This is a genomic window from Streptomyces olindensis, assembly GCF_040645895.1.
GTDB lineage: Bacteria > Actinomycetota > Actinomycetes > Streptomycetales > Streptomycetaceae > Streptomyces > Streptomyces olindensis.
This window is the reverse complement of sequence record NZ_JBEYZD010000002.1, coordinates 169662-190000: the sequence shown is the minus strand read 5'-3', so window position 1 is coordinate 190000 and position 20339 is coordinate 169662. Positions and strand designations below refer to the sequence as shown.

The 20339-nt window shown below is 72.8% G+C and carries 16 protein-coding genes; 10 read left to right on the top strand and 6 right to left on the bottom strand.

Annotated elements, in window-relative coordinates; all coding sequences use genetic code 11:
• Positions 1–12 precede the first annotated feature (12 nt).
• From ABZ948_RS01960 to ABZ948_RS01940, 5 genes are all read left to right on the top strand, one after another.
• On the top strand, positions 13–1167 hold the full coding sequence (locus ABZ948_RS01960) for a serine/threonine-protein kinase (protein ID WP_359756347.1): 1155 nt from the start codon (positions 13–15) through the stop codon (positions 1165–1167).
• A gap of 79 nt (positions 1168–1246) precedes the next feature.
• Complete coding sequence (locus ABZ948_RS01955; protein ID WP_359756346.1) at positions 1247–2923, top strand: serine/threonine-protein kinase; 1677 nt, start codon at positions 1247–1249, stop codon at positions 2921–2923.
• Between the two features lie 60 nt (positions 2924–2983).
• Positions 2984–4729 (top strand): protein kinase domain-containing protein, encoded by a 1746-nt coding sequence (locus ABZ948_RS01950; RefSeq protein WP_359756344.1) that lies wholly within the window; start codon positions 2984–2986, stop codon positions 4727–4729.
• Positions 4730–4866: 137 nt separating this feature from the next.
• Positions 4867–6504 (top strand): succinic semialdehyde dehydrogenase, encoded by a 1638-nt coding sequence (locus ABZ948_RS01945; RefSeq protein ID WP_359756343.1) that lies wholly within the window; start codon positions 4867–4869, stop codon positions 6502–6504.
• 37 nt (positions 6505–6541) lie between these two features.
• Positions 6542–8329: a GMC family oxidoreductase N-terminal domain-containing protein gene (locus ABZ948_RS01940; RefSeq protein ID WP_359756341.1), complete on the top strand. Its 1788-nt coding sequence runs from the start codon at positions 6542–6544 to the stop codon at positions 8327–8329.
• A 91-nt stretch (positions 8330–8420) separates the two neighbouring features.
• Here the strand turns inward: ABZ948_RS01940 and ABZ948_RS01935 are convergent, their stop codons facing one another.
• Complete coding sequence (locus ABZ948_RS01935; protein WP_359756340.1) at positions 8421–9401, bottom strand: LAETG motif-containing sortase-dependent surface protein; 981 nt, start codon at positions 9399–9401, stop codon at positions 8421–8423.
• A gap of 214 nt (positions 9402–9615) precedes the next feature.
• On the opposite strand from ABZ948_RS01935, the gene ABZ948_RS01930 reads away from it, so the two are divergent.
• The gene (locus ABZ948_RS01930; RefSeq protein WP_359756339.1) at positions 9616–10758 is read left to right on the top strand and encodes a hypothetical protein; all 1143 of its coding nucleotides are present in this window, start codon (positions 9616–9618) and stop codon (positions 10756–10758) included.
• Between the two features lie 612 nt (positions 10759–11370).
• Here the strand turns inward: ABZ948_RS01930 and ABZ948_RS01925 are convergent.
• Entirely contained in the window at positions 11371–11652 is a 282-nt protein-coding gene (locus ABZ948_RS01925; protein ID WP_359756337.1) for a chorismate mutase, read from the bottom strand.
• Positions 11653–11994: 342 nt separating this feature from the next.
• On the opposite strand from ABZ948_RS01925, the gene guaA reads away from it, so the two are divergent.
• On the top strand, positions 11995–13575 hold the full coding sequence (gene guaA / locus ABZ948_RS01920) for a glutamine-hydrolyzing GMP synthase (RefSeq protein ID WP_359756335.1): 1581 nt from the start codon (positions 11995–11997) through the stop codon (positions 13573–13575).
• 23 nt (positions 13576–13598) lie between these two features.
• Here guaA and ABZ948_RS01915 read toward each other — a convergent pair whose 3' ends face one another.
• The gene (locus tag ABZ948_RS01915) at positions 13599–14072 is read right to left on the bottom strand and encodes a pyridoxamine 5'-phosphate oxidase family protein (protein ID WP_359756333.1); all 474 of its coding nucleotides are present in this window, start codon (positions 14070–14072) and stop codon (positions 13599–13601) included.
• A 190-nt stretch (positions 14073–14262) separates the two neighbouring features.
• On the opposite strand from ABZ948_RS01915, the gene ABZ948_RS01910 reads away from it, so the two are divergent.
• The gene (locus ABZ948_RS01910; protein WP_359756332.1) at positions 14263–15057 is read left to right on the top strand and encodes a class II aldolase/adducin family protein; all 795 of its coding nucleotides are present in this window, start codon (positions 14263–14265) and stop codon (positions 15055–15057) included.
• Between the two features lie 32 nt (positions 15058–15089).
• Here the strand turns inward: ABZ948_RS01910 and ABZ948_RS01905 are convergent, their stop codons facing one another.
• Positions 15090–15983, bottom strand: a complete 894-nt coding sequence (locus ABZ948_RS01905) for a DUF4429 domain-containing protein (RefSeq protein ID WP_359756330.1) — start codon at positions 15981–15983, stop codon at positions 15090–15092.
• A 319-nt stretch (positions 15984–16302) separates the two neighbouring features.
• Between ABZ948_RS01905 and ABZ948_RS01900 the strand changes: the two genes are divergently transcribed.
• Both ABZ948_RS01900 and ABZ948_RS01895 read left to right on the top strand, forming a co-directional pair.
• The gene (locus ABZ948_RS01900; protein WP_359756329.1) at positions 16303–17556 is read left to right on the top strand and encodes a hypothetical protein; all 1254 of its coding nucleotides are present in this window, start codon (positions 16303–16305) and stop codon (positions 17554–17556) included.
• Between the two features lie 392 nt (positions 17557–17948).
• On the top strand, positions 17949–18479 hold the full coding sequence (locus ABZ948_RS01895; protein WP_359756328.1) for a DoxX family membrane protein: 531 nt from the start codon (positions 17949–17951) through the stop codon (positions 18477–18479).
• Positions 18480–18530: 51 nt separating this feature from the next.
• Here ABZ948_RS01895 and ABZ948_RS01890 read toward each other — a convergent pair whose 3' ends face one another.
• Positions 18531–18770, bottom strand: coding sequence for a hypothetical protein (locus tag ABZ948_RS01890; RefSeq protein WP_359756327.1), 240 nt, complete (start codon positions 18768–18770; stop codon positions 18531–18533).
• Positions 18757–20250: a PspC domain-containing protein gene (locus ABZ948_RS01885; RefSeq protein WP_359756325.1), complete on the bottom strand. Its 1494-nt coding sequence runs from the start codon at positions 20248–20250 to the stop codon at positions 18757–18759. The genes ABZ948_RS01890 and ABZ948_RS01885 overlap by 14 nt, the downstream gene beginning before the upstream one ends.
• Positions 20251–20339: the final 89 nt, after the last annotated feature.

The window sequence follows — 20339 nt, the reverse complement described above, 5'->3', positions numbered from 1 at the left end:
GAGGGGCACAACATGCGTGTCATCGCGGGCCGTTACCGGCTCGAGGAGAGACTCGGGCGCGGTGGCATGGGCGTGGTCTGGCGGGCGACCGACCAACTGCTCGGCCGGGGCGTGGCCGTCAAGGAACTCCCCTACGACGAGACGCTCTCGGCGGCCGAGGCGCGCCGGCAGCGGGACCGTACGCTGCGCGAGGCCCGGGCGGTCGCCCAGCTGAGCCATCCGCACATCATCGTCGTCCACGACGTCGTCGAGTACGAGGAACGCCCCTACATCGTCATGGAGTTGATCGAGGGCGGTTCGCTCGCCGACCGGCTCGCCGGCAGCGGTCCGGTCGACGCCGCCGAGGCCGCGCGCATCGGCATCGCCCTGCTCGGCGCGCTGCGGGCCGCCCACGCGTCCGGGGTGCTGCACCGCGACCTCAAACCGGACAACGTGCTGCTGGAGACCGGCACCGACCGGGTCGTCCTCACCGACTTCGGCATCGCCCAGGTGCAGGGCGTCCCCACGCTCACCGAGAACGGCTCCTTCGTCGGGTCGCCCGAGTACACCGCGCCCGAGCGGATGTCCGGGGCCCGGACCGGGCCCGAGTCCGACCTGTGGTCGCTGGGCGCGCTGCTCTGCGCGGCGCTGAGCGGGGAATCGCCGTTCCACCGCGACTCGCTGGGCGGCATCCTGCACGCGGTCGTGGTCGGCGACATCCAGCCGCCCGCGCAGGCCGGGCCGCTCATGCCCGTCGTACGCGGACTGCTCGAACGCGATCCGGACCGGCGGCTGGACGCGGACCGGGCGGAGCGGATGCTGCGGGCCTTCCGTGACACGGGCCGTACGCCGCAGGCGCCGCCGCCCGGGTACGCGCCGGCGGAGCGGGAAGCGCCGCGCGGACGGCCCTTCGCACCGCCGCAGGACAGCGCGGACCGGCAACCGCCCGGGCCGGCGGCGGACGTGTCCGTCCCGGGGGGCCCGCGGGAGGAGCCGTTCCTCCGGCAGCCCACGCGGCGGGTGCTCGTCGCCGCGCTGCTCGTCGCCGCGATGGCCGGGGCGGGGGTCTCCGCGGCGGCGCTGCTCAGGGGCGAGGGCGACGGGGACGGCGGCCCCGTGCCGACGAGTTCGGCACCCGGGACGCCCACGACCCGGTCCGCCACCCCCAGCACCCCCGGGCGCGGCTGAGCGGCCGCAGAGTCACGGGTCTGTGACCGCTCGCGTCCCTTGTGGAAACGGAAGCGCTTGGCGCGATAGGCATGAGCCCATGAGCAGCGATGGGGGAGCCCGACCCGGGGCCGACGAGCCGACGAGTTTTGTTCTGCAACCGCCGAAGGCGCCGGAACCGGTACCCGGCAATCCGTACGCGACGCCCACCCAGGTCGTGCCGCCCCAGCCGGCGGCAGCGGTGGCGACCGCCATGGATCCCGGGGCCGGGCGCCTCATCGCCGGACGTTACCGGCTGATCGCCAAGCTCGGGCACGGCGGCATGGGCACGGTGTGGCGCGCCAAGGACGAGACGGTGGACCGGGAGGTCGCCGTCAAGGAGCCCCGCGTCCCCGAGCACCTTCCCGAGCGCGAACGCGCCAACGCCTTCGAGCGGATGCGCCGCGAGGCACGTGCCGCGGCCCGGCTCGACCATCCGGCCGTGGTCGGCGTGCACGACGTCGCGGTCGTCGACGACCGGCCCTGGATCGTGATGGAGCTGGTGCGCGGCCGCTCGCTGGGAGACGCGCTCCAGGAGGGCACCCTGCCCGCGCGGGAGGCGGCCCGGATCGGCCTGGAGGTGCTCGGCGCGCTGGAGGCCGCGCACGCCGCGGGGATCCTGCACCGTGACGTGAAACCGGACAACGTGCTCCTCGGCCGGTACGGCCGGGTCGTCCTCACGGACTTCGGCATCGCCCAGATCGAGGGCGAGACCAGTCTGACCGACACCGGCGGCTTCGTCGGCTCGCCCGAGTACATCGCGCCCGAGCGCGTGCTGGGCCAGCGCCCGGGCCCGGCGGGCGACCTGTGGTCCCTGGGCGTGGTGCTGTACGCGGCGACGGAGGGCGTCTCGCCGTTCCGCCGCAGCAACACCCCCGCCACGCTCCAGTCCGTCCTCAACGCCACGCCCGCACCGCCCACGTCCGCCCGGGGCCCGCTCGCCGAGGCCATCAACGGCCTGCTGCACAAGGACCCGGCCGCCAGACCGGACGCCGCGCGGGTGCGGGCCCTGCTGGAAGCGGCCGCCAACCCGCCCGCCGAGCTGCCCACCCAGGCCGCCCAGGCCGCCCAGGCCGCCCCGGCCGACCGGGCGCCCGGCGCGGGCGGTGGCGGACGGGGCGTCCGGCTCGGCCGCACGGCGTGGGCGGGGCTCGGCGCGGCGGTCGTCGCCGTGGCGGTGACGGTGTACCTGGTGGTCGCGGACCCGTTCGCCGGGCCGCTGCCCGAGGGCTGGAAGGTCCGCCAGGAGAAGGGCCTCGCCGCGTCGCTGGCGGTCCCCGACGGCTACCAGCGGACCGTGCCCGACGGGAAGACCGACCAGGGGCACTGGGTCACGTACACCGACTGGAGCGGCGGCATCTGGATCGGCCTGACCCTGGAGAGGAAGGCGGAGGACACCGGCAGCGCCATCGCGGGCTCCGCGGCTGCCGAGATGTACGACGACGACAGCAAGTTCAAGGACAGCGGCAACTACAGCCTGGACATGCCGGAGAACCCGGACACGGACCCCAAGGTGACCACCTACCGGGGGAAGAAGGCCGCCGAGAACACCGTCACCTACGACACCGACGACAGCGAGAACCCCAGACCCCGCGAGCTGCGGATGTTCTACTACCGGACCTCCGGCGGCGACATGTACAAACTCACCGTCAGCTACCCGGGGAAGGGCGACTTCACGGACCGCGGGCGCGAGGTGGCGCGAACGGCGATCGCGAACCTGGACATCGACGGGGCCTGAACCGGCGCCCGGCACCGGCTCGCGTCGACAATCCCCCGCTTCGCAGGGTACTGATGGGGCATGAGCAACGAGGGGGGCGGGCTGGGCGCCCAGGGCCGGCTGGTCGGCGGGCGGTACCGGCTGACCGAGCGCATCGGCTCCGGCGGGATGGGCACCGTCTGGCGGGCCCGTGACGAGCTCGTCCAGCGCGAAGTCGCCGTCAAGCAGCCCCGGTTGCCCGGTGACCCGGAGGACGAGGGCCACCGGCGGGCCGCCCACCGGCTCCACCGCGAGGCCCGCGCCGCCGCCCGCGTCGACCATCCCTCGGCCGTCACCATCCACGACGTGGTCGTCGAGGCCGAGCGGCCGGACGACCGCCCGCGGCCCACGGGCCCCGACGAACTCGACGCGGCCGAGGCGCTCGACGGACTCCCCTGGATCGTCATGGAACTGGTCCGGGGCGAGTCCCTGCACGACACGCTCCGGCGCGGCCCGGTCGACGCGCCCGAAGCCGCCCGCATCGGCCTCGCGGTCCTCGGCGCCCTGCGCGCCGCGCACTCCGTCGGCATCGTGCACCGGGACGTCAAACCGGCCAACGTGCTGCTGGAGAGCGGTACCGACCGGGTCGTCCTCACCGACTGCGGCATCGCCCATGTGCAGGGCGAGGACTCCCCGACGGCCGGTGGGGAGTCCGTCGGCTCGCTGGAGTTCGTCGCCCCCGAGCGGATGTCCGGCCGGATCGCCGGGCCCGCCTCCGACCTGTGGTCCCTGGGCGTCCTGCTGTACGCCGCGGTGGAGGGCGCGTCCCCGTTCCGCCGGACCACGCCGGAGGCCACGCGCGCCGCGATCCTCGCCGCCGAGCCGCCCGAACCGGAGCAGGCCGGACCGCTCGGGCCGCTGATCGTACGGCTGCTGGCGCGGGACCCCGGACAGCGGCCGGACGCCGAGGAGGTCGCGAAGGCGCTGGAGGCCGTGGCCGGACGACGGCCGGATACGGAGCCGGTGCCCGGGGTGGCGCAGGAGGAGGACATCCCGGAGGCGCTGGAGGCCGTGGCCGGACGACGGCCCGAGACGGAGCCGGTGCCCGGGCGGGCGCAGGAGCCCGAGGACATACCGGAGGCGGGAGAGGACATCCCGGAGGCGGGAGAGGGCATACCGCAGGCGCGGGAGGAGACGGGGACGCCACGACTCGCCGGCGGAACGACAGCGCCGACGAAGCACCACCACCCCCGCCCCGGCCCCCTCGCCCTGCTGGGTGCGCTGCTCGTCGGCGGCATGGGGACGGTGGCCCAACTCGCCGACACCGGCAGCGCCGGGACCGCCGAACACCCCACTGACACCACGCCGGCCCCCACCGCCCCCGGCCCCGGCGGCACCTGGACCGCGCACCGCGAGCCGGACCTGTCGGCGGTGCTCCACCTCCCCGCCGGCTACCGCCGGCTCGCCGAAGCCGGCAGCGCGACCGACCAGCCCCGCATGGCCCTCTACGGCGACGCGCGGGGCGGCACCATCGAGGTCCGCCTCCTCCTGTGGGACAAGGCCCCGGGCTCCCCGCTGGACGAGACCCGCAAGGCGCCCGCCACTTGGGGCGAGCGGGCCCGCACGCAGTACACCCGCACCACCGTCCAGGCCTACGACGCCGCCGTCGCCGACACCACCTACCACCGGGACGAGACCCCCCGCCGGGTCATGCAGGTCATGATCCGCACCGACGGCGACCGCATGTACGAACTGCGCGTCGACATGCCCAAGGGCGCCCCGGAGGAGAAGGAGGGCACCTCGCTGTTCCAGGGCGCCCGGGACCGCCTCCGAATCGTGGAAGGCTGAATCACACCGGCCCGTCACCGCCCCACGCCCTGATCAGCGCGTTTGTTGCCAGCAGCCACTGGCGTCGTGTGTGCAGTCGGTGAAGCCGTATTACCGACGGGTACCCAAAGGCTCCGCCGCGACATACCCTGCGCCTCATGACGGACGCGCAGGCCGCCGAGAAGACGGCAGAGACCGGCACGGCACAGACCGGCACCAACCCCCTCGCCCCCGCCCCGGAGGGCGCCCGCACCGCCGCCGACGTGGTGACCCCCGAGCTGGTCGCCCAGCTCACCAAGGGCGTGGCCGGCTCCGGTCGTACCGCCAACCACACGCCGTTCACCGGTGAGAAGCTGGCCGACCTCCCCGAGTCGACGCCCGAGGACGTGGCGAGGGCCTTCGAACTGGCCCGCGCCGCCCAGGCGGTGTGGGCGCAGACCCCGGTGCGGCAGCGCGCCGCCGTCCTGCTCCGCTTCCACGACCTGGTGCTGGAGCGCCAGGCCGAGGTGCTCGACCTGATCCAGCTGGAGACCGGCAAGGCCCGTCTGCACGCCCACGAGGAGGTCCAGGCCGTCGCGGTCGCCGCCCGGCACTACGGGCGCAGGGCCTCCGCCTACCTCCGGCCGAAGCGGCACGCCGGGGCCATGCCCACCCTCACGAAGGTCATCGAACTGCGCCACCCGCGTGGCGTGGTCGGGCAGATAGCCCCGTGGAACTACCCCCTGGAGCTGTCGGTCGGCGACGCGCTCCCCGCGTTCGCCGCGGGCAACGCGGTCGTCATGAAGCCCGACACGGAGACCTGCCTCACCGCCCTGTGGGCCCGCGACCTGCTGATCGAGGCCGGTCTGCCCGCCGACGTCTTCCAGGTCGTGCTCGGCGAGGGACCGGTCGTCGGCCCCGAGGTCGTCCGGCACGCCGACTACGTCTCCTTCACCGGCTCCACGCGCACCGGCCGCGAGGTCGCCCGGGGCGCCGCCGCCCGGCTGGTCGGCGTCTCCCTCGAACTCGGCGGCAAGAACGCCATGCTGGTGCTGGAGGACGCCGACATCGAGAAGGCCGCGGCCGGAGCCGTGCGCGCCTGCTTCTCCTCCGCCGGCCAGCTCTGCATCTCCATCGAGCGGCTGTACGTCCACGAGTCGATCGCGGACGCCTTCCTGCAGCGCTTCGCCGCCCGCACCAAGGCGATGCGCCTCGGCAGGTCCCTGGCGTACGGCGCCGACATGGGGTCCCTGGTCGGCGAACGCCAACTGGAGACCGTGACCCGGCACGTGGAGGAGGCCGTCGCCAAGGGCGCGACGGTCGTCGCGGGCGGTGTGGCGCGCCCGGACATCGGCCCGTACTTCTTCGAGCCCACGATCCTCGACGGCGTCGGCACGGACATGTCCGTCTGCACGGAGGAGACCTTCGGCCCGGTCGTCTCCGTCTACCGCTTCAAGAGCGAGGACGAGGTCGTCGAACGCGCCAACGCCACGGCGTACGGCCTGAACTCCTCGGTCTGGACGAAGAACGCCCGGCGCGGCCACGAGGTCGCCGCCCGCCTGCGCACCGGCACGGTCAACATCAACGAGGGCTACGCCCCCGCGTACGGCAGCGTCCAGTCGCCCATGGGCGGCATGAAGGACTCCGGCCTCGGCCGCCGCCACGGCTCCGAGGGCATCCTCAAGTACACCGAGGCCCAGACGGTCGCCCACCAGCGCGTGCTCCCCATGGCCCCCTCCCTGGGCATGGACGACGAGAAGTACGCCCAGTTCATGAGCCGCAGCCTCCGCCTGATGAAGGCGTTCAGGTTCCGCTAAACCACCCGCACGGCACCACTCGAAGGGGAGACGGCACGTGCCTCAGGACGCTTACGACTACGACGTCATCGTCGTGGGTTCCGGCTTCGGCGGCTCCGTGACCGCCCTGCGCCTCACGGAGAAGGGCTACCAGGTAGGCGTCCTCGAAGCCGGCCGCCGCTTCACCCGCGAGACCCTCCCCAGGAACTCCTGGGACCTGAAGAACTACCTCTGGGCCCCGAAGCTCGGCATGTACGGCATCCAGCGCATCCACCTGCTGGGCAACGTCATGGTCCTGGCGGGCGCGGGCGTGGGCGGCGGCTCCCTCAACTACGCCAACACCCTCTACGTCCCGCCGAAACCGTTCTTCGAGGACCCGCAGTGGCGTGACATCACGGACTGGCAGGAGGAGCTGAAGCCGTACTACGACCAGGCCCGGCGCATGCTCGGCGTACGGCTCAACCCGACCATGACCCCGTCCGACGTCCATCTGAAGGCCGCCGCGGAGCGGATGGGCTGCGGCGACTCCTTCCACCTCGCCCCCGTCGGCGTCTTCTTCGGCGACGGCGAGGACGCCGACGGCACGGCGAAGGCCAAGCCGGGCCAGGAGGTGCCCGACCCGTACTTCGGCGGGGCGGGACCGGCCCGCAGGGCCTGCGCCGAGTGCGGCGAGTGCATGACCGGCTGCCGCCACGGCGCGAAGAACACCCTCAACGAGAACTACCTGTACCTCGCCGAGAAGGCCGGCGCGGTCGTCCACCCCCTGACGACGGTCGTCTCGGTCACGGACGACTCGCGCGGCGGGTACGCGGTCGCCACCCTCCCCACCGACGACCGCCGCAAGGGCAAGGGCCGCACCTACACGGCCCGCCGGGTCGTCCTGGCCGCCGGCACCTACGGCACCCAGACCCTGCTGCACCGCATGAAGGCGGGCGGCCAGTTGCCGTACATCTCGGACAGGCTGGGCGAGCTGACCCGCACCAACTCCGAGGCGCTGGTCGGCGCCCAGACCGACGACCGGCGCTACCGCAAGGCCCACGGCGCGCCGAAGGTCGACTTCACCCGGGGCGTGGCCATCACGTCCTCGATCCACCCGGACGCCAGCACCCACATCGAGCCGGTCCGCTACGGCAAGGGCTCCAACTCGATGGGCGGCCTGTCCATCCTCCAGGTCCCCTACGCCGGGACGAACTCGGGCACCTCACGGGTCCTGGGCTTCCTCGCCCACGCGGCGAAACACCCCTGGCTGGTGCTGCGCTCCCTGTCCAACCGCCGCTGGTCGGAGCGGACCATCATCGGCCTGGTGATGCAGTCGCTGGACAACTCCCTGACGACGTACCTGAAGCCGTCGGGCGCCGGCCGCGGCCTGCTCACCGCCCGCCAGGGCCACGGCGCTCCCAACCCCAAGCAGATCAAGGCCGCCACGCAGAGCGCGTCGGCGCTGGCCGCCGAGATCAACGGCTTCGCCGGCTCCAACGTCGGCGAGCTGATGGGCACCCCGCTCACGGCCCACTTCCTCGGCGGCTGCCCGATCGGCTCCTCCCGCGAGACCGGCGTGATCGACCCGTACCACCGCCTCTACGGCCACCCCGGCATCTCGGTCGTCGACGGCGCCGCGGTCTCCGCCAACCTGGGCGTCAACCCGTCCCTGACCATCACCGCGCAGGCCGAACGGGCGATGTCGTACTGGCCCAACAAGGGCGAGCCCGACCCGCGGCCGAAGCAGGGCACGGCCTACGAGCGTCTGCAGCCGGTCGAGCCGAAGTCCCCGGCGGTGCCGGCGGAGGCGTTCGGCGCGCTGCGGCTGCCGTTCCTGGGACTGCCGTCGGTGCCGCCGAAGAGCTGACCGGCAGCGGACAGCAGAAGAGGGACCTGCACCCCCCTCCGAGCGCAGGTCCCTCTTCTGCTTGGTGCAACGGCCTGCCGGCCGCTACGGCTTACGCCTGGACGCCGGCCTTGCGACGGCGCACGACGAAGATCGCACCGGCACCGGCGACGACCGCGGCACCGCCGACGAGGCTGATCATCGGCAGGGCGGAGCTGGAGCCGGTCTCGGCGAGGCTGCCGGTGACCTCCGGCGTGCTGCCGCTCGGCTTCTCGTCGGTGACGGGCGCCTTGCCGCCTTCCTGCGGCTTGGTGCCGTCGGTGTCCGTACCGGCGGAGACGATCTGGAACTTGTACGACACGTCACCGAAGCCGGTGCACTCGGCGTCGTTGTCGCCGTAGATCGTCGCGCCGAGCGAGAAGCCGGCGCCGACCGGGGCGGACTTGCTGACGTTGAGGCGCAGCGGGATGTTGACCTCGTAGTCGGGCTTCAGCTCGTCGGTGTAGCCGACGTAGCCGACTGCGTAGCCACCCTCGTTGAGGTCGACCCAGATCTCGTCCTGGGGGTCCCAGGCCTGGAGCTTGACCTGCTTGCTGGAGAACAGCTCCTCGCCGTTCTTGTCGGGGGAGGCCCCGGCGAAGAAGTCGAGGTCGTTCAGCGTGGAGTCGGAGTTGTTGAGCACGTTCAGCGAGAACTTGTGCCAGCCGCTGCCCGCCGCGATCTTGCCGGGCAGACCGGAGATGCTGACGTCGACCTTGGTGTCCTCACAGATCGAGGGCTCGGGGTCCGGGGACTCCGACTCCTCGGGCTCCGACGCGGAGGGCGACGGGGAGGACTCGGTCGCGGAGGCGCTCGGCGACGGCGACGTCTCGGGAGCGGACTCGCTCGCGGACGCGCTCGGTGACGGCGACGTCTCCGGAGCGGACTCGCTCACCGACGGCGAGGGAGACGTCTCGGGAGCGGACTCGCTCACCGACGCGCTCGGCGTGGGCGTCGTTTCGTCGGTCGCGTACGCGGCCGGTGCCGCGAGCAGTGCCACCGGGGCTATGACCGCCGTGGCGGCCGCTGCTGCCATGGCGCGGCGAAGCTTCATGAAGACCTCGGAAAGTCCGGCGTACCGCGGGATGCGGTACGAACGTTGGGGGAGGCCTCCGCGTGTGGGGCGCGGGTGTGGCCCTTGGTTCGCGAGGTTTGATCCGTGAAACCTGTGAATGGTTGCGCTGGCATTCACAGAATTCTTATGTGGGCTGAGTCACACTCAAGACCTTCTTGTGAAGGCGCTCGCCACCGGCTTAGATCTGGACCTCGTGTCTGAAAAGCCGTCCGACGATCAGCCGTCGGCCTCGCAGCTCCCCGACGACGTCTGGGAGCAGTTCACCCGCGACACCGAGCGCGACATCCGTTCCTCCGCCCGCAAGGAGCCGTCCGCGCGGGCGCGCATGGTCACCGAGCGGCTGCGCGAGCAGCAGGCCAGGGGCGAGGTGCCTCCAGGGTGGCGTACCGGCCCGGCCTGGCAGGAGATGAACGGCCGTGCGGCCCGGCGGCGCAAGCTGGGGACGGCCCTCGGCGTGACCGTCGCCGTCGCCGTGGCGGTGGTGGCCCTGAAGCCGTCGCTGCTGCCCGGCGACCCCTTCGGCACCGGGGAGTCCCAGGCTGCCGAGGCCTCGCCACTGCCCGCCGAGACCACGGCGCCCACCGCCCCGCCCGCGGCGCCGGACCCCGACACCCCCACCCTGGACGAGCCGTTCGCGGGTTCCCCGGCCCTGCGCTGGGCCGACGGCGAGGCCGGCATCGTCCTGCCGGCGGCGAAGGCCGTCGGCCCGGTCTCCCGGGACCGCGTGGAACAGGCGCTGAAGCTGACGAAGAAGCTGCTGGTCGGCGCCAACCTCGACCCGAAGACGGTACGGGGCGGACGCCCCGAGTCCGCCCTCGCCGTGCTCGACCCCAAGCAGCCGGAGCTCCTCGACGAACTCGGCACCGCCCTGCGCTCCCCGAGCCGCGAGCACGACCCGGTGACGCTGTTCAGCCGCTTCGACCCCGACGAGGTACGGCCCGTCGGCGACGTGATCAAGACGCGCGGCCGCATGACGTTCGAGAAGGGAAAGCACGGGGGCGTGGCGGTGCGCGCCGACTACACCTTCGTCTACCCCGTCGTGCGGGCGGACGGCCCGACCGAGGTCACCCGCACCATCGTGCGCCGGGTCGTCGAGGTCGAACTCGCCGATCCGGCGCGGTACCAGGTCACCCGGGGCCGGCTGCTGCTCCTGGAGTACGACCAGGAGATCGGCAACTCCTCCTGCTTCGTCTACGACGGTTATCTGCACCCGGAGTTCTCCTCGACCGCCCCGACGGGCGCGGCCCCGAGCGGCCCGGCGACGGACCCGTACGACCGGAGCAAGGACATCGACGACGGCGACCGCGGCGACTGCGGGACGGTGACCCGGACCTGAGCAAGCGAAGGGCCCGGTGAGCAGGGCGAAGGGCTCGTTGAGCAGAGCGAAGGGCCCCGCGGGGTGGAGCCGCGGGGCCCTTCTTCTCGTCAGCACCGACGTCAGGGCAGCGCCGGTGCCTGGAAGCGGCGCCGGGGGGTTGCGCCGCTGGTCTCGACCTCTGGCAGTCGGGCAATGCGGGTGCCCGCCGAGGGACTTGGGCTGTGTACGCATCGTGCTGGATGAACGCGGCGCCCGCAACCGTTTGACCCAGCCTTGTGCATTTTTGCAAGGTCCGCCGGTCGGCCCCGGGCGTCCCCGGAGCCGACCGTTCTCTTGGGTGACCGGGCTGCTGTCCCCTGCCGTCCGGTCACATCCCTGGAGCGAGGTCCCACGACGCACGGCACGATCCGCACGTCTCATCGCTCCAGTGAGCCACGCGTGGTTCTCTCGGGCCCGCGCCTGGCTGGCACGGACACCGGGACCAACGAGGCGGCGCGGGGGACGGTCACGCGCCGTACGGGTGAGGGCGGTGCGGACGTGTGTCCCGCGAACGCTCCCGCGAACGCGGATGCCCCGGGCCGCCTCGCGGCGTCATCACGGCGGCACGAACACGGTCGCGGCGTCGCGTGGTCAGATCTTGCCGCGGCACAGCTCCAGCAGCGTCATCGCGAGCGCCGTGCCCGGCTTGCCCAGCGCCTCCCTGTAGTGGCCGAGCACCTCCATCTCGCGGGAGAGGTTCACGCGCCGGCCGCCGGAGGCGATCCGGGCCTCCTGGATGACGGCGGAGACGGCCACCCGTTCCTGGATCAGGCCGATGATCCGGTCGTCGAGCGCGTCGATCCGCTCGCGCGCGCCGGTGATCACGTCGGCGGCCTCGGGGGTACGGGCGCCGGTCACGTCGATGGCGGTCATTGAGGGGCTCCTCGTCGTCAAGGGGTGCCCCGAGGCGACAGGGCCCGGACGACGACAGGCGCCCCGGGCCTTGTCGGCCCGGGGCGCCTGGGAAGTCGCTTGTCAGTTGCTCAAGCAGCACGACCATGGCAGCCGGCGGGCCGGGTGCCATAGGTAAAGCGGAAGGTCGGGTGCGTGAGCATGGGGCTCAGTATGCCCCGGGCCGGTGCGGTGTCCAAACGGGTTCGCATGGTGAGATGCCGGGGCCGGAGCCCGGGCGATCCGTGGGCGGGACGCTCCCCACGAGCACCTCGGTAGAATCGGGTGGCACAAGACCCCCGCCCCACCGCCGGAAGGCACCCCGTGTCATCAGCGACTCCCGCTGCCAACGCCGCCGACACCGTCCTGGTCGTCGACTTCGGCGCGCAGTACGCCCAGCTCATCGCCCGTCGCGTCCGCGAGGCGCGGGTCTACAGCGAGATCGTGCCGAGCACCATGCCGGTCCAGGAGATGCTCGCCAGGAACCCCGCGGCGATCATCCTCTCCGGCGGCCCCTCGTCGGTCTACGAAGAGGGCGCCCCGCGCCTGGACCGCGCGCTCTTCGAGGCCGGCGTCCCCGTCTTCGGCATGTGCTACGGCTTCCAGCTGATGGCGCAGACCCTCGGCGGCACCGTCGACAACACCGGCGCCCGCGAGTACGGCCGCACCGACCTGCACGTCTCCAGGTCCGCCTCCACCCTCTTCGAGGGCACCCCGGCCGAGCAGGCCGTCTGGATGTCCCACGGCGACGCCTGCTCCGCCGCCCCCGAGGGCTTCTCCGTCACGGCCTCCACGGACGTCGTCCCGGTCGCCGCCTTCGAGAACGACGAGAAGAAGCTCTACGGCGTCCAGTACCACCCCGAGGTGATGCACTCCACGCACGGGCAGCAGGTGCTGGAGCACTTCCTCTACCGGGGCGCGGGCCTGACCCCGTCCTGGACCACGGGCAACGTGATCGAGGAGCAGGTCGCCGCCATCCGCGAGCAGGTCGGCGACAAGCGCGCCATCTGCGGCCTGTCCGGCGGTGTGGACTCCGCGGTCGCCGCGGCCCTCGTGCAGAAGGCCATCGGCTCCCAGCTGACCTGCGTGTACGTCGACCACGGCCTGATGCGCAAGGGCGAGACCGAGCAGGTCGAGAAGGACTTCGTGGCCGCGACCGGCGTGCAGCTGAAGGTCGTGGACGCCGAGGAGCGGTTCCTCAAGGCGCTGGCCGGGGTCTCCGACCCCGAGGAGAAGCGGAAGATCATCGGCCGCGAGTTCATCCGCGTCTTCGAGCAGGCCCAGGCCGAGATCATCGCCGACGAGGGCCCGGCGGTGGAGTTCCTCGTCCAGGGCACGCTCTACCCGGACGTCGTCGAGTCCGGCGGCGGCACCGGCACCGCCAACATCAAGTCCCACCACAACGTGGGCGGCCTGCCCGAGGACCTCGAGTTCAAGCTCATCGAGCCGCTGCGCAAGCTGTTCAAGGACGAGGTCCGCATGGTCGGCCAGGAGCTCGGCCTGCCGGAGGAGATCGTCCAGCGCCAGCCGTTCCCCGGCCCCGGCCTCGGCATCCGCATCGTCGGCGAGGTCACCAAGGAGCGCCTGGACCTGCTGCGCGAGGCCGACGCCATCGCCCGCGAGGAGCTCACGGCGGCCGGTCTCGACCGGGACATCTGGCAGTGCCCGGTGGTCCTCCTCGCGGACGTCCGCAGCGTCGGCGTCCAGGGCGACGGCCGCACCTACGGCCACCCGATCGTCCTGCGCCCCGTCTCCTCCGAGGACGCCATGACGGCCGACTGGTCGCGCCTGCCGTACGACGTCCTCGCCCGGATCTCCACCCGCATCACCAACGAGGTGCGCGACGTCAACCGCGTCGTCCTCGACGTGACGTCGAAGCCGCCGGGCACCATCGAGTGGGAGTGACCGGTTGACCCTCCGGGTCGCCGCTAGGTGCGCTTGATCGTGCGCAGGGGCGCGCCGGGCGTCCAGACCTGGACGACGAGGTAGGTGTCGTCCTCGATGGAGGTCCTCACGACCTCCGTCAGCTCGGTGCGGAAGAGGTGGAACGGCTCCGGCGGTTCCACCTCTTCGACGTATCCGGCCTTCGTCTCCACGTCGTCGACCTCGATCGCCCGGCCGCTGATCCGGACGTCGCCGCCGCCCATGCCGGTGCCCTCCCCGGGGTTCGTCTGGAGCGCGAAGCGCGGGTCGCGGCGCAGGTCGAGCGCCTTCAGGGAGTTCGGCATCATGCCGAGCCACAGCTCGCCGCCGAGGAACCGCACCTCCAGACCGCTCGTACGGGGCGAGCCGTCCTTGCGGAGCGTGGCGATGACGTGGTGCGTGTAGGCGCCGAAGCGCTTCTCGACGGTGCCGGCCAGGTCCGGTTCGGCGGTGGCGAAGGCCGCCCAGTTCGCTGTCATACGGAGAGTCTGGCTCCGAAACCGGACATCTTCTGTCGGCTATTCGTGGGGTCGGGGAGCCCGGGGGCACAAGGGAGTGTGCAGGGTGCTCGCAGGGGCGCTCGTTTCATCTTTACGAAACGGTTCTGTCCTTCGCGGGCCGAGCGGCGGTAGCTTCCGCCCCGTACGAAGAACCAGCGCTGGAGGACCTATGCACGGGCCCACCCCGCCCCTGCCGCTGCCCACCGACCGACTGCGGTTCGCGATGCCGCCGATGCACGAGTCGGTCGAGGACGAGCGCCGGCACCGCAAGGAGCGGCTCGCCGGCGCCCTGAGGATCTTCGGGCGGCTCGGCTTCGAGGACGGCGTGTCCGGGCACATCACCGCCCGCGATCCGGAGTACAGCGACTGCTTCTGGGTCAACCCGTTCGGCATGCCGTTCCGGCACGTCACCGTGAGCGACCTGGTGCTCGCCAACCAGGACGGCCAGGTCGTCGAGGGCGGCCACCACGTCAACCAGGCCGCGTTCACCGTCCACGCCCAGGTGCACGCCGCCCGCCCCGACGTGGTCGCCGTCGCCCACTGCCACTCCGTGCACGGCCGGGCGCTCGCGGCCCTCGGCGACCTGCTGGAGCCGATCACCCAGGAGAGCTGCGCCTTCTACGAGGACCACGCCCTCTACGACAGCTACACCGGTGTCGCCGTCGACGCCGAGGAAGGGCGGCGCATCGCGGCCGTGCTCGGCTCCCGCAAGGCGCTCGTGCTGCGCAACCACGGGCTGCTGACCGTCGGCGACTCGGTGGACGCGGCGGCCTGGTGGTTCGTGTCCATGGAGCGGTCCTGCCAGGTGCAGCTGACGGCGCAGGCGGCCGGGCGGCCGGTCCGCATCGACCACCGGATGGCGGTGGCGACGCGGGAGCAACTGGGCGGCGACCTGGTGGCGTGGATCAACTACCAGCCGATGTGGCAGGACGTCTGCCGGAGCGAGCCGGATCTGCTGGGCTAGGGTCTGTCGTCTGTCGTCTGTTGCTTGTCGCTTCAGAAGCCGCGCAGTACCACTGCCTTCGTTCGTGCGAACTCCTCGTCCGTGAGCACTCCGTCCCTGTGCAACCGCCCCAACTCACGCAGGCGACGGAGCAGTACGTCGTGGTGGTCGGCGGTGGCGGGCAGCGCGGGAGCCGGGCGGGAGGTGTGACCGTGCCCGTCGCTCTCCTCCGGAGTCCGGGACGACGGGTGCGGCAGCCGGGCCGTGACCGCCGTGGCGACGAGCGCCGTGAGCAGATCGCGGCGCGTGCTGCCCCACAGGTCCAGGGCGTACGGGTCCTTCTCCGGCGGCAGCTTCGAGAAGACCGTCTCGCGGGTCACGAAGCGCAGGAAGCCGTCCTCATGACCGGAGTTCGGCAGCCACTCGACCCGCACCAGGTCGCCCAGGTTGATGATCCGCGGGCCGGTGGCGCGCTTGACCCGTTCGGAGGTGTCGCTCCAGTCGATCCGCACCTGTGAGCTGTCGAAGGAGACCGTCCCGTCCGAGGAGCGCACCGAGACCGGAACCGGCGGGCCGGGCAGCAGGTACGCCTTCGCCGGTTCCTTCGGTATCCGGTCCAGGAGCAGCGCGCGGCGGATCTCCTCGGCGACGTACTCGGCGACCCCCGCCCGGTCGACCTCCACCGACAGCCGGTACGGATCGGCCGCGTCCGGCAGCCGCCCGCCCGTGGCCTGGAGCAGGGGGTCGGCTCCCTCGCGCAGCCGCAACCGGAGCCGGCCACGCCTGCGTTCGGGTTCCAGGACGACCCCCGCGACCGCCTCCAGCGGCACCGCGACCTCTCCGTACGTCTGCCGGAACAGCGGCACGGAGCGGTGCAGACCGGGCGTGATCCTGATCGTGCTGCCGTCGAAGGCCCAGGTCCCGTCACGCTGGATGAGCTCGGCCATAGGGGAATTCTCGCAGCCAGGTCAACCCGGCACGCCGAACTTCACTCGTGTTGACCAGAGCGGGCGGACGCGGACTGGGTGGTATAGGGCACAATTCGTCCTCGTCGCACGGGAGTTGCACAGCGGTGTTTCCGGGGTCCGGAAGACCGGCGGTGGTTGGGTCGCGGGAAGGCGGGCGTCGGGCGTGGCGGTGCGCGAGACGGGGCAGGGCGGCGGGGACGCGGGTGCGCGTGCCGGTGCGTATACGGGCGGGTACACGGGTGGCTACGCCGCTGGTCACGTGCCTGGCCAGGGGGGTGGTTACGCGTCCGGCCACGGTGTGGAACCGGGTGCATCCCACGGGGGCGGATGCGCCTGCGGGGACTGTCCGCACGGGGCGCGCGAGGGGCATCGGCGCGCCGTCGCCGCGTTCCTGCGCCGGCGTGACGAGTTCGCGGCCGGGCAGGGGCTGCCGGCCGCCGTGGCCCACTCCGCCTCGGCGTCCCGCCAGTGGGTCTCGGAGGAACTCGCCCAGTCCGCGGAACTCGTCGCCGAACGCGGCCGGGCCGAGGGCCAGGCCTGGCTGACCGGCCTGTGGCGCCGCACGGCGGGTGTGGTGTGGGCCGTCGTCGTGCTGCTGCTGCTCGGGCAGGCCCTCACCGCGGTCGGCGCGGGCTGGACGTCGGCGCGCACGGCCGGGCTGGCCGCGGCGCTGGTGGTGGCCGGTGCGCTCACCGCGGCCTCGTGGTTCCACCGGGCGAAGGGCGGTGCGCTGGCGCCCGTGATCGGTGAGGACAACCGTCTGTCCACCTCCCGTACGGTCGCCGCGGCGTGGGTGCTCTTCGTGGCGTACTCGGTGCTCGTGCTGGCCGGGCGGCTCGCCGCCGCCTCCCGGCACCGGGAGCGGGACGCGCTGATCTCCGGGCTGGAACTCGCCCGCGGCGCCGGGGTCGTGACCGTGCTCGCCGTGGTGTGCGGGATCGCCGTCCTCGTGCGGCGGGTGGTCGGGCTGCGGGTCCTGGGGCAGCGGCTGCAGAAGGTGCGCGCCGACCGGCCGCGCGCCGCCGACCTGCTGACCGACGACTCCGGGCGGGGCACCTTCGCCGACATCCAGTACGTCGTGATCAGCGGGGTCGCCCTGGTCTTCGCGGCGGTACGGCTGGCCAGGCGGCCGGATCAGTTGCCGGATCTGCCGTGGGGGCTGGCGGTGGTGGTGCTGGTGTCGGCGGCGACGTACCTGGCGGGCAAGTACGCGGAGGGCGGGCGGCCGGTCATCCTCTCCGTCGTGCGGGCGCGGGAGGCGGGGGACCTGGACGCGCCGATCCGTACGGGGGACGACATCGAGATCCGGGGTGCCGGTTTCGTACCGCCGGGCGCGCAGGCGGCCGACCGGCTGGCCCGGATGGTCGTGCGGGTGGGGCCGGTGCACGTCCATGTGCCGCTGGTGCCGGTGCCGGGCGGTTTCCGCAATCCGACGGACACGCTGCTGACCGTGCCGGTGCCGGCGGATGTGGAGCCGGGGCGGGTGGAGGTGCAGGTGGTCACCGCGGCGGGGGTGGAGACGAATCGGTATGTGGTGGATGTGACGGAGTGACGGGTGCCTCCGGCGGTGGGGCGGGGTGGCTTGTCGCCTCCGGCGGTGGGGCGGGGTGCCTGTGGTGGGCTGTGGCTGCTTCGGTGGGGGTGCGCGTCTTCGCCTGCGCCGGGTTGTGGGTCGGGGCCGCGCCGGGGGGTGTCCGTCCTCGGAATGGCGCGATGAGGTCGGACGCCGACTGACTGTTCGTTGACGCGCCAACCGCTGCGGGCGGACACCCCCCGACACGCCCCTTGCGCCGTTCCGTGGGTGCGGGGCGGTGTCTCGCTCAGCTGCGAACACCCAGTGCGTTTCGGAAAAGCCGGACGCACAGGATTGAGCCGGGTCGGTTTGTCGTACGTATGGTCTGTTGAGGGGGTCTCGGCACCGGCGGCGAGAGGCGGCTAGCAGCGATGACTCACAGTATGAGAACGGACACGCACACCCCCCACTTCGACGGCGGAGGAGGCTGGCGGGACACGGCCGTCCGCTACGCCCTCCTTCCCCTGCGCGTTTTCCTCGGCGTCACCTTCATCTACGCCGGCCTGGACAAGATCACTGACAGTGCCTTCATGAAGGAAGCCGGTTCCGGATCGATCGGCGACATGATGCGCGCCGTCCGCGACTCCTCCGCCATTCCCGCCCTGGTCGACCTCTCCCTGAAGAACCCGGTCGGCTTCGGCTACGCCATCGCCTTCGGAGAACTGGCCGTCGGCATCGGCACCCTCCTCGGCCTGCTCGCCCGGCTGGCCGCACTCGGCGGCGCGCTGATCTCCCTCAGCCTGTGGCTGACCGTGAGCTGGGCCTCCGACCCGTACTACTACGGCAACGACCTCGCCTACCTCATGGCCTGGACCCCCCTCATCCTGGCGGGGGCCCCACTGCTGTCCCTGGACGCCGCCTTGCGGGCCCGGCGGCGGCAGCGAAGGGCCGGGTACCGGTAGCGCGACGGGCTGCGGCTGGTCGAGCCTCGCCATGATGTCGCCGGGCCTGGGCTACGACGCCAGGTCCGGGCCGGGTCCGTCCGTGGTGCGGCCCGCCGCGCGGCGTCGGCGGACGCGGCCCGCCACGAGCGCCACCGCGCCCGCCAGGCACAGTCCGCCCGTGACGAGGGGTATCGCCACGAACCACGGGGTCTCCCAGGCGCCGCCCGCGTCACCGGCGTAGAGGACGCCCGCCAGGGTGAGGACGGCGCCGGCGACCAGCTTCCCGGGCTGGAATTCATGACGCAGCACGGGTCACCTCCGCCTGTCCCATCCCGACCTGGAGATCCAGGTCGATGGTGCCGGACTTCTTGACCCCTTCGGCGGGGGAGAGGGTTATCTGCTTGTGCTGACCCGGCTTCACGTCCACGTCCTTCTTGTCGTCGCCCGGCAGTTGGAGGTCGCCCACGCCCACGTCGACGCTGAGCCGCACCGTCACGTCCTCCGGCACGAGCACCTTGACCTGGCCCACGCCCACGTCGGCGCGCGTCGTCACCGTCTGTCTCTCGGGGACGTCCAGCCGGGTCAGGTCCAGGGTGCCCACTCCGGCGCCCAGCTCGTACCGCTCCCGCACGTCCGCCACCGCGGTGGGCTGCCAGGTCGTGCGCGTCCAGTGCGTGCCGATGTCCTTGGGCAGGGCCGCCGCGCCGGCGAGCAGACCGGCCATGATGATCGCCAGGAAGACGGAGCCCGCCCCTGTCCGCCCCAGGAAGGCGCTGACCGCTATGCCCAGGCCCAGGACGGCGAGCGCGCAGGACAGGCCCGTCTGGAGGCTGGTGCCGAGCGGGTGCCCGCCCCAGGTGTGGTTCGTGCCCAGGGCGCCCGCGAGCAGGGCCAGCAGGAAGACCCAGCCGCCGATCCAGCGGGGGCCGCGCGGCTTGGGCGGCCTGGTGTGCGGGGCGGGTATGTCCTCGCGGGAGCCGGGCTGCGTGCCGAGGCTGATGTTGATGGCCGCCGCCACGTCGAGGTCGCGGGAGTCACGGGGCCCCCAGAGGTAGCCCGTGCCGCCGATGTGGGTGCCGTCCTTGACGATGGGGTCGCGCCACCAGGAGGGGAAGGCGGCGGGCACCGGCGGGGCCTGGGGCTCCGGCGGGGCGTCGGCGGCCGCCTGGGCGGCGAGCGGGTCGGGGCTGGGGACGCCGCGCCGGCGCGACCAGTAGCCGGCGCCCGCGAGGAGGAGGGAGAGGACGACGGCGAAGGTCAGCACCCCGCCGTTGTTCAGCATGGTCAGGAACACGCCGCAGCCGACCAGCGCGAACAGCACGGCCGTCAGGGCCTGGCCGTCGACGCGGCCGGTGAGGAGCTTGCGCACCTCGTTCTCCTCGTCGTCGTACGGGACGAAGAGCCAGGCGAAGCCGTAGAAGATGAGGCCGAGGCCGCCGGTGGCGGAGAGCACGGCGAGGGTGATGCGGAAGATCACCGGGTCCATGTCGCACTGCCGCCCGAGCCCGGCGCAGACTCCGGCCAGGGTCTTGTGGCGGCGGTCGCGGCGGAACCGGTGGGGAGGACCGGCCGGGGCGGCTTCGGCGGCCGGGGCGGCGGCATGGCCTGCCGCGTCGGGTGCTCCTCTCTGTTCTCCCGCGTCCGCGTGCCCGTGCGCGCCCGGGGGCGCGGGGGAGCCGGCGGGTGCGGCGCCTGCGGCGGGCGCGGCATCCTGCGGCCCGGCGCCCGGTGCGGGGCGCGGGCCGGAGCCGGGTCCCGGACCCGTCGCGGCGTGCTCGTGATCGGTCATGGGTCCATGGTGACGGGCGCGGCGCCGCGGCGGCAGTCGGAACGACCCTGGCCGGACCCTGATATCGGCCCTGAGTGACGGCTCGGGAA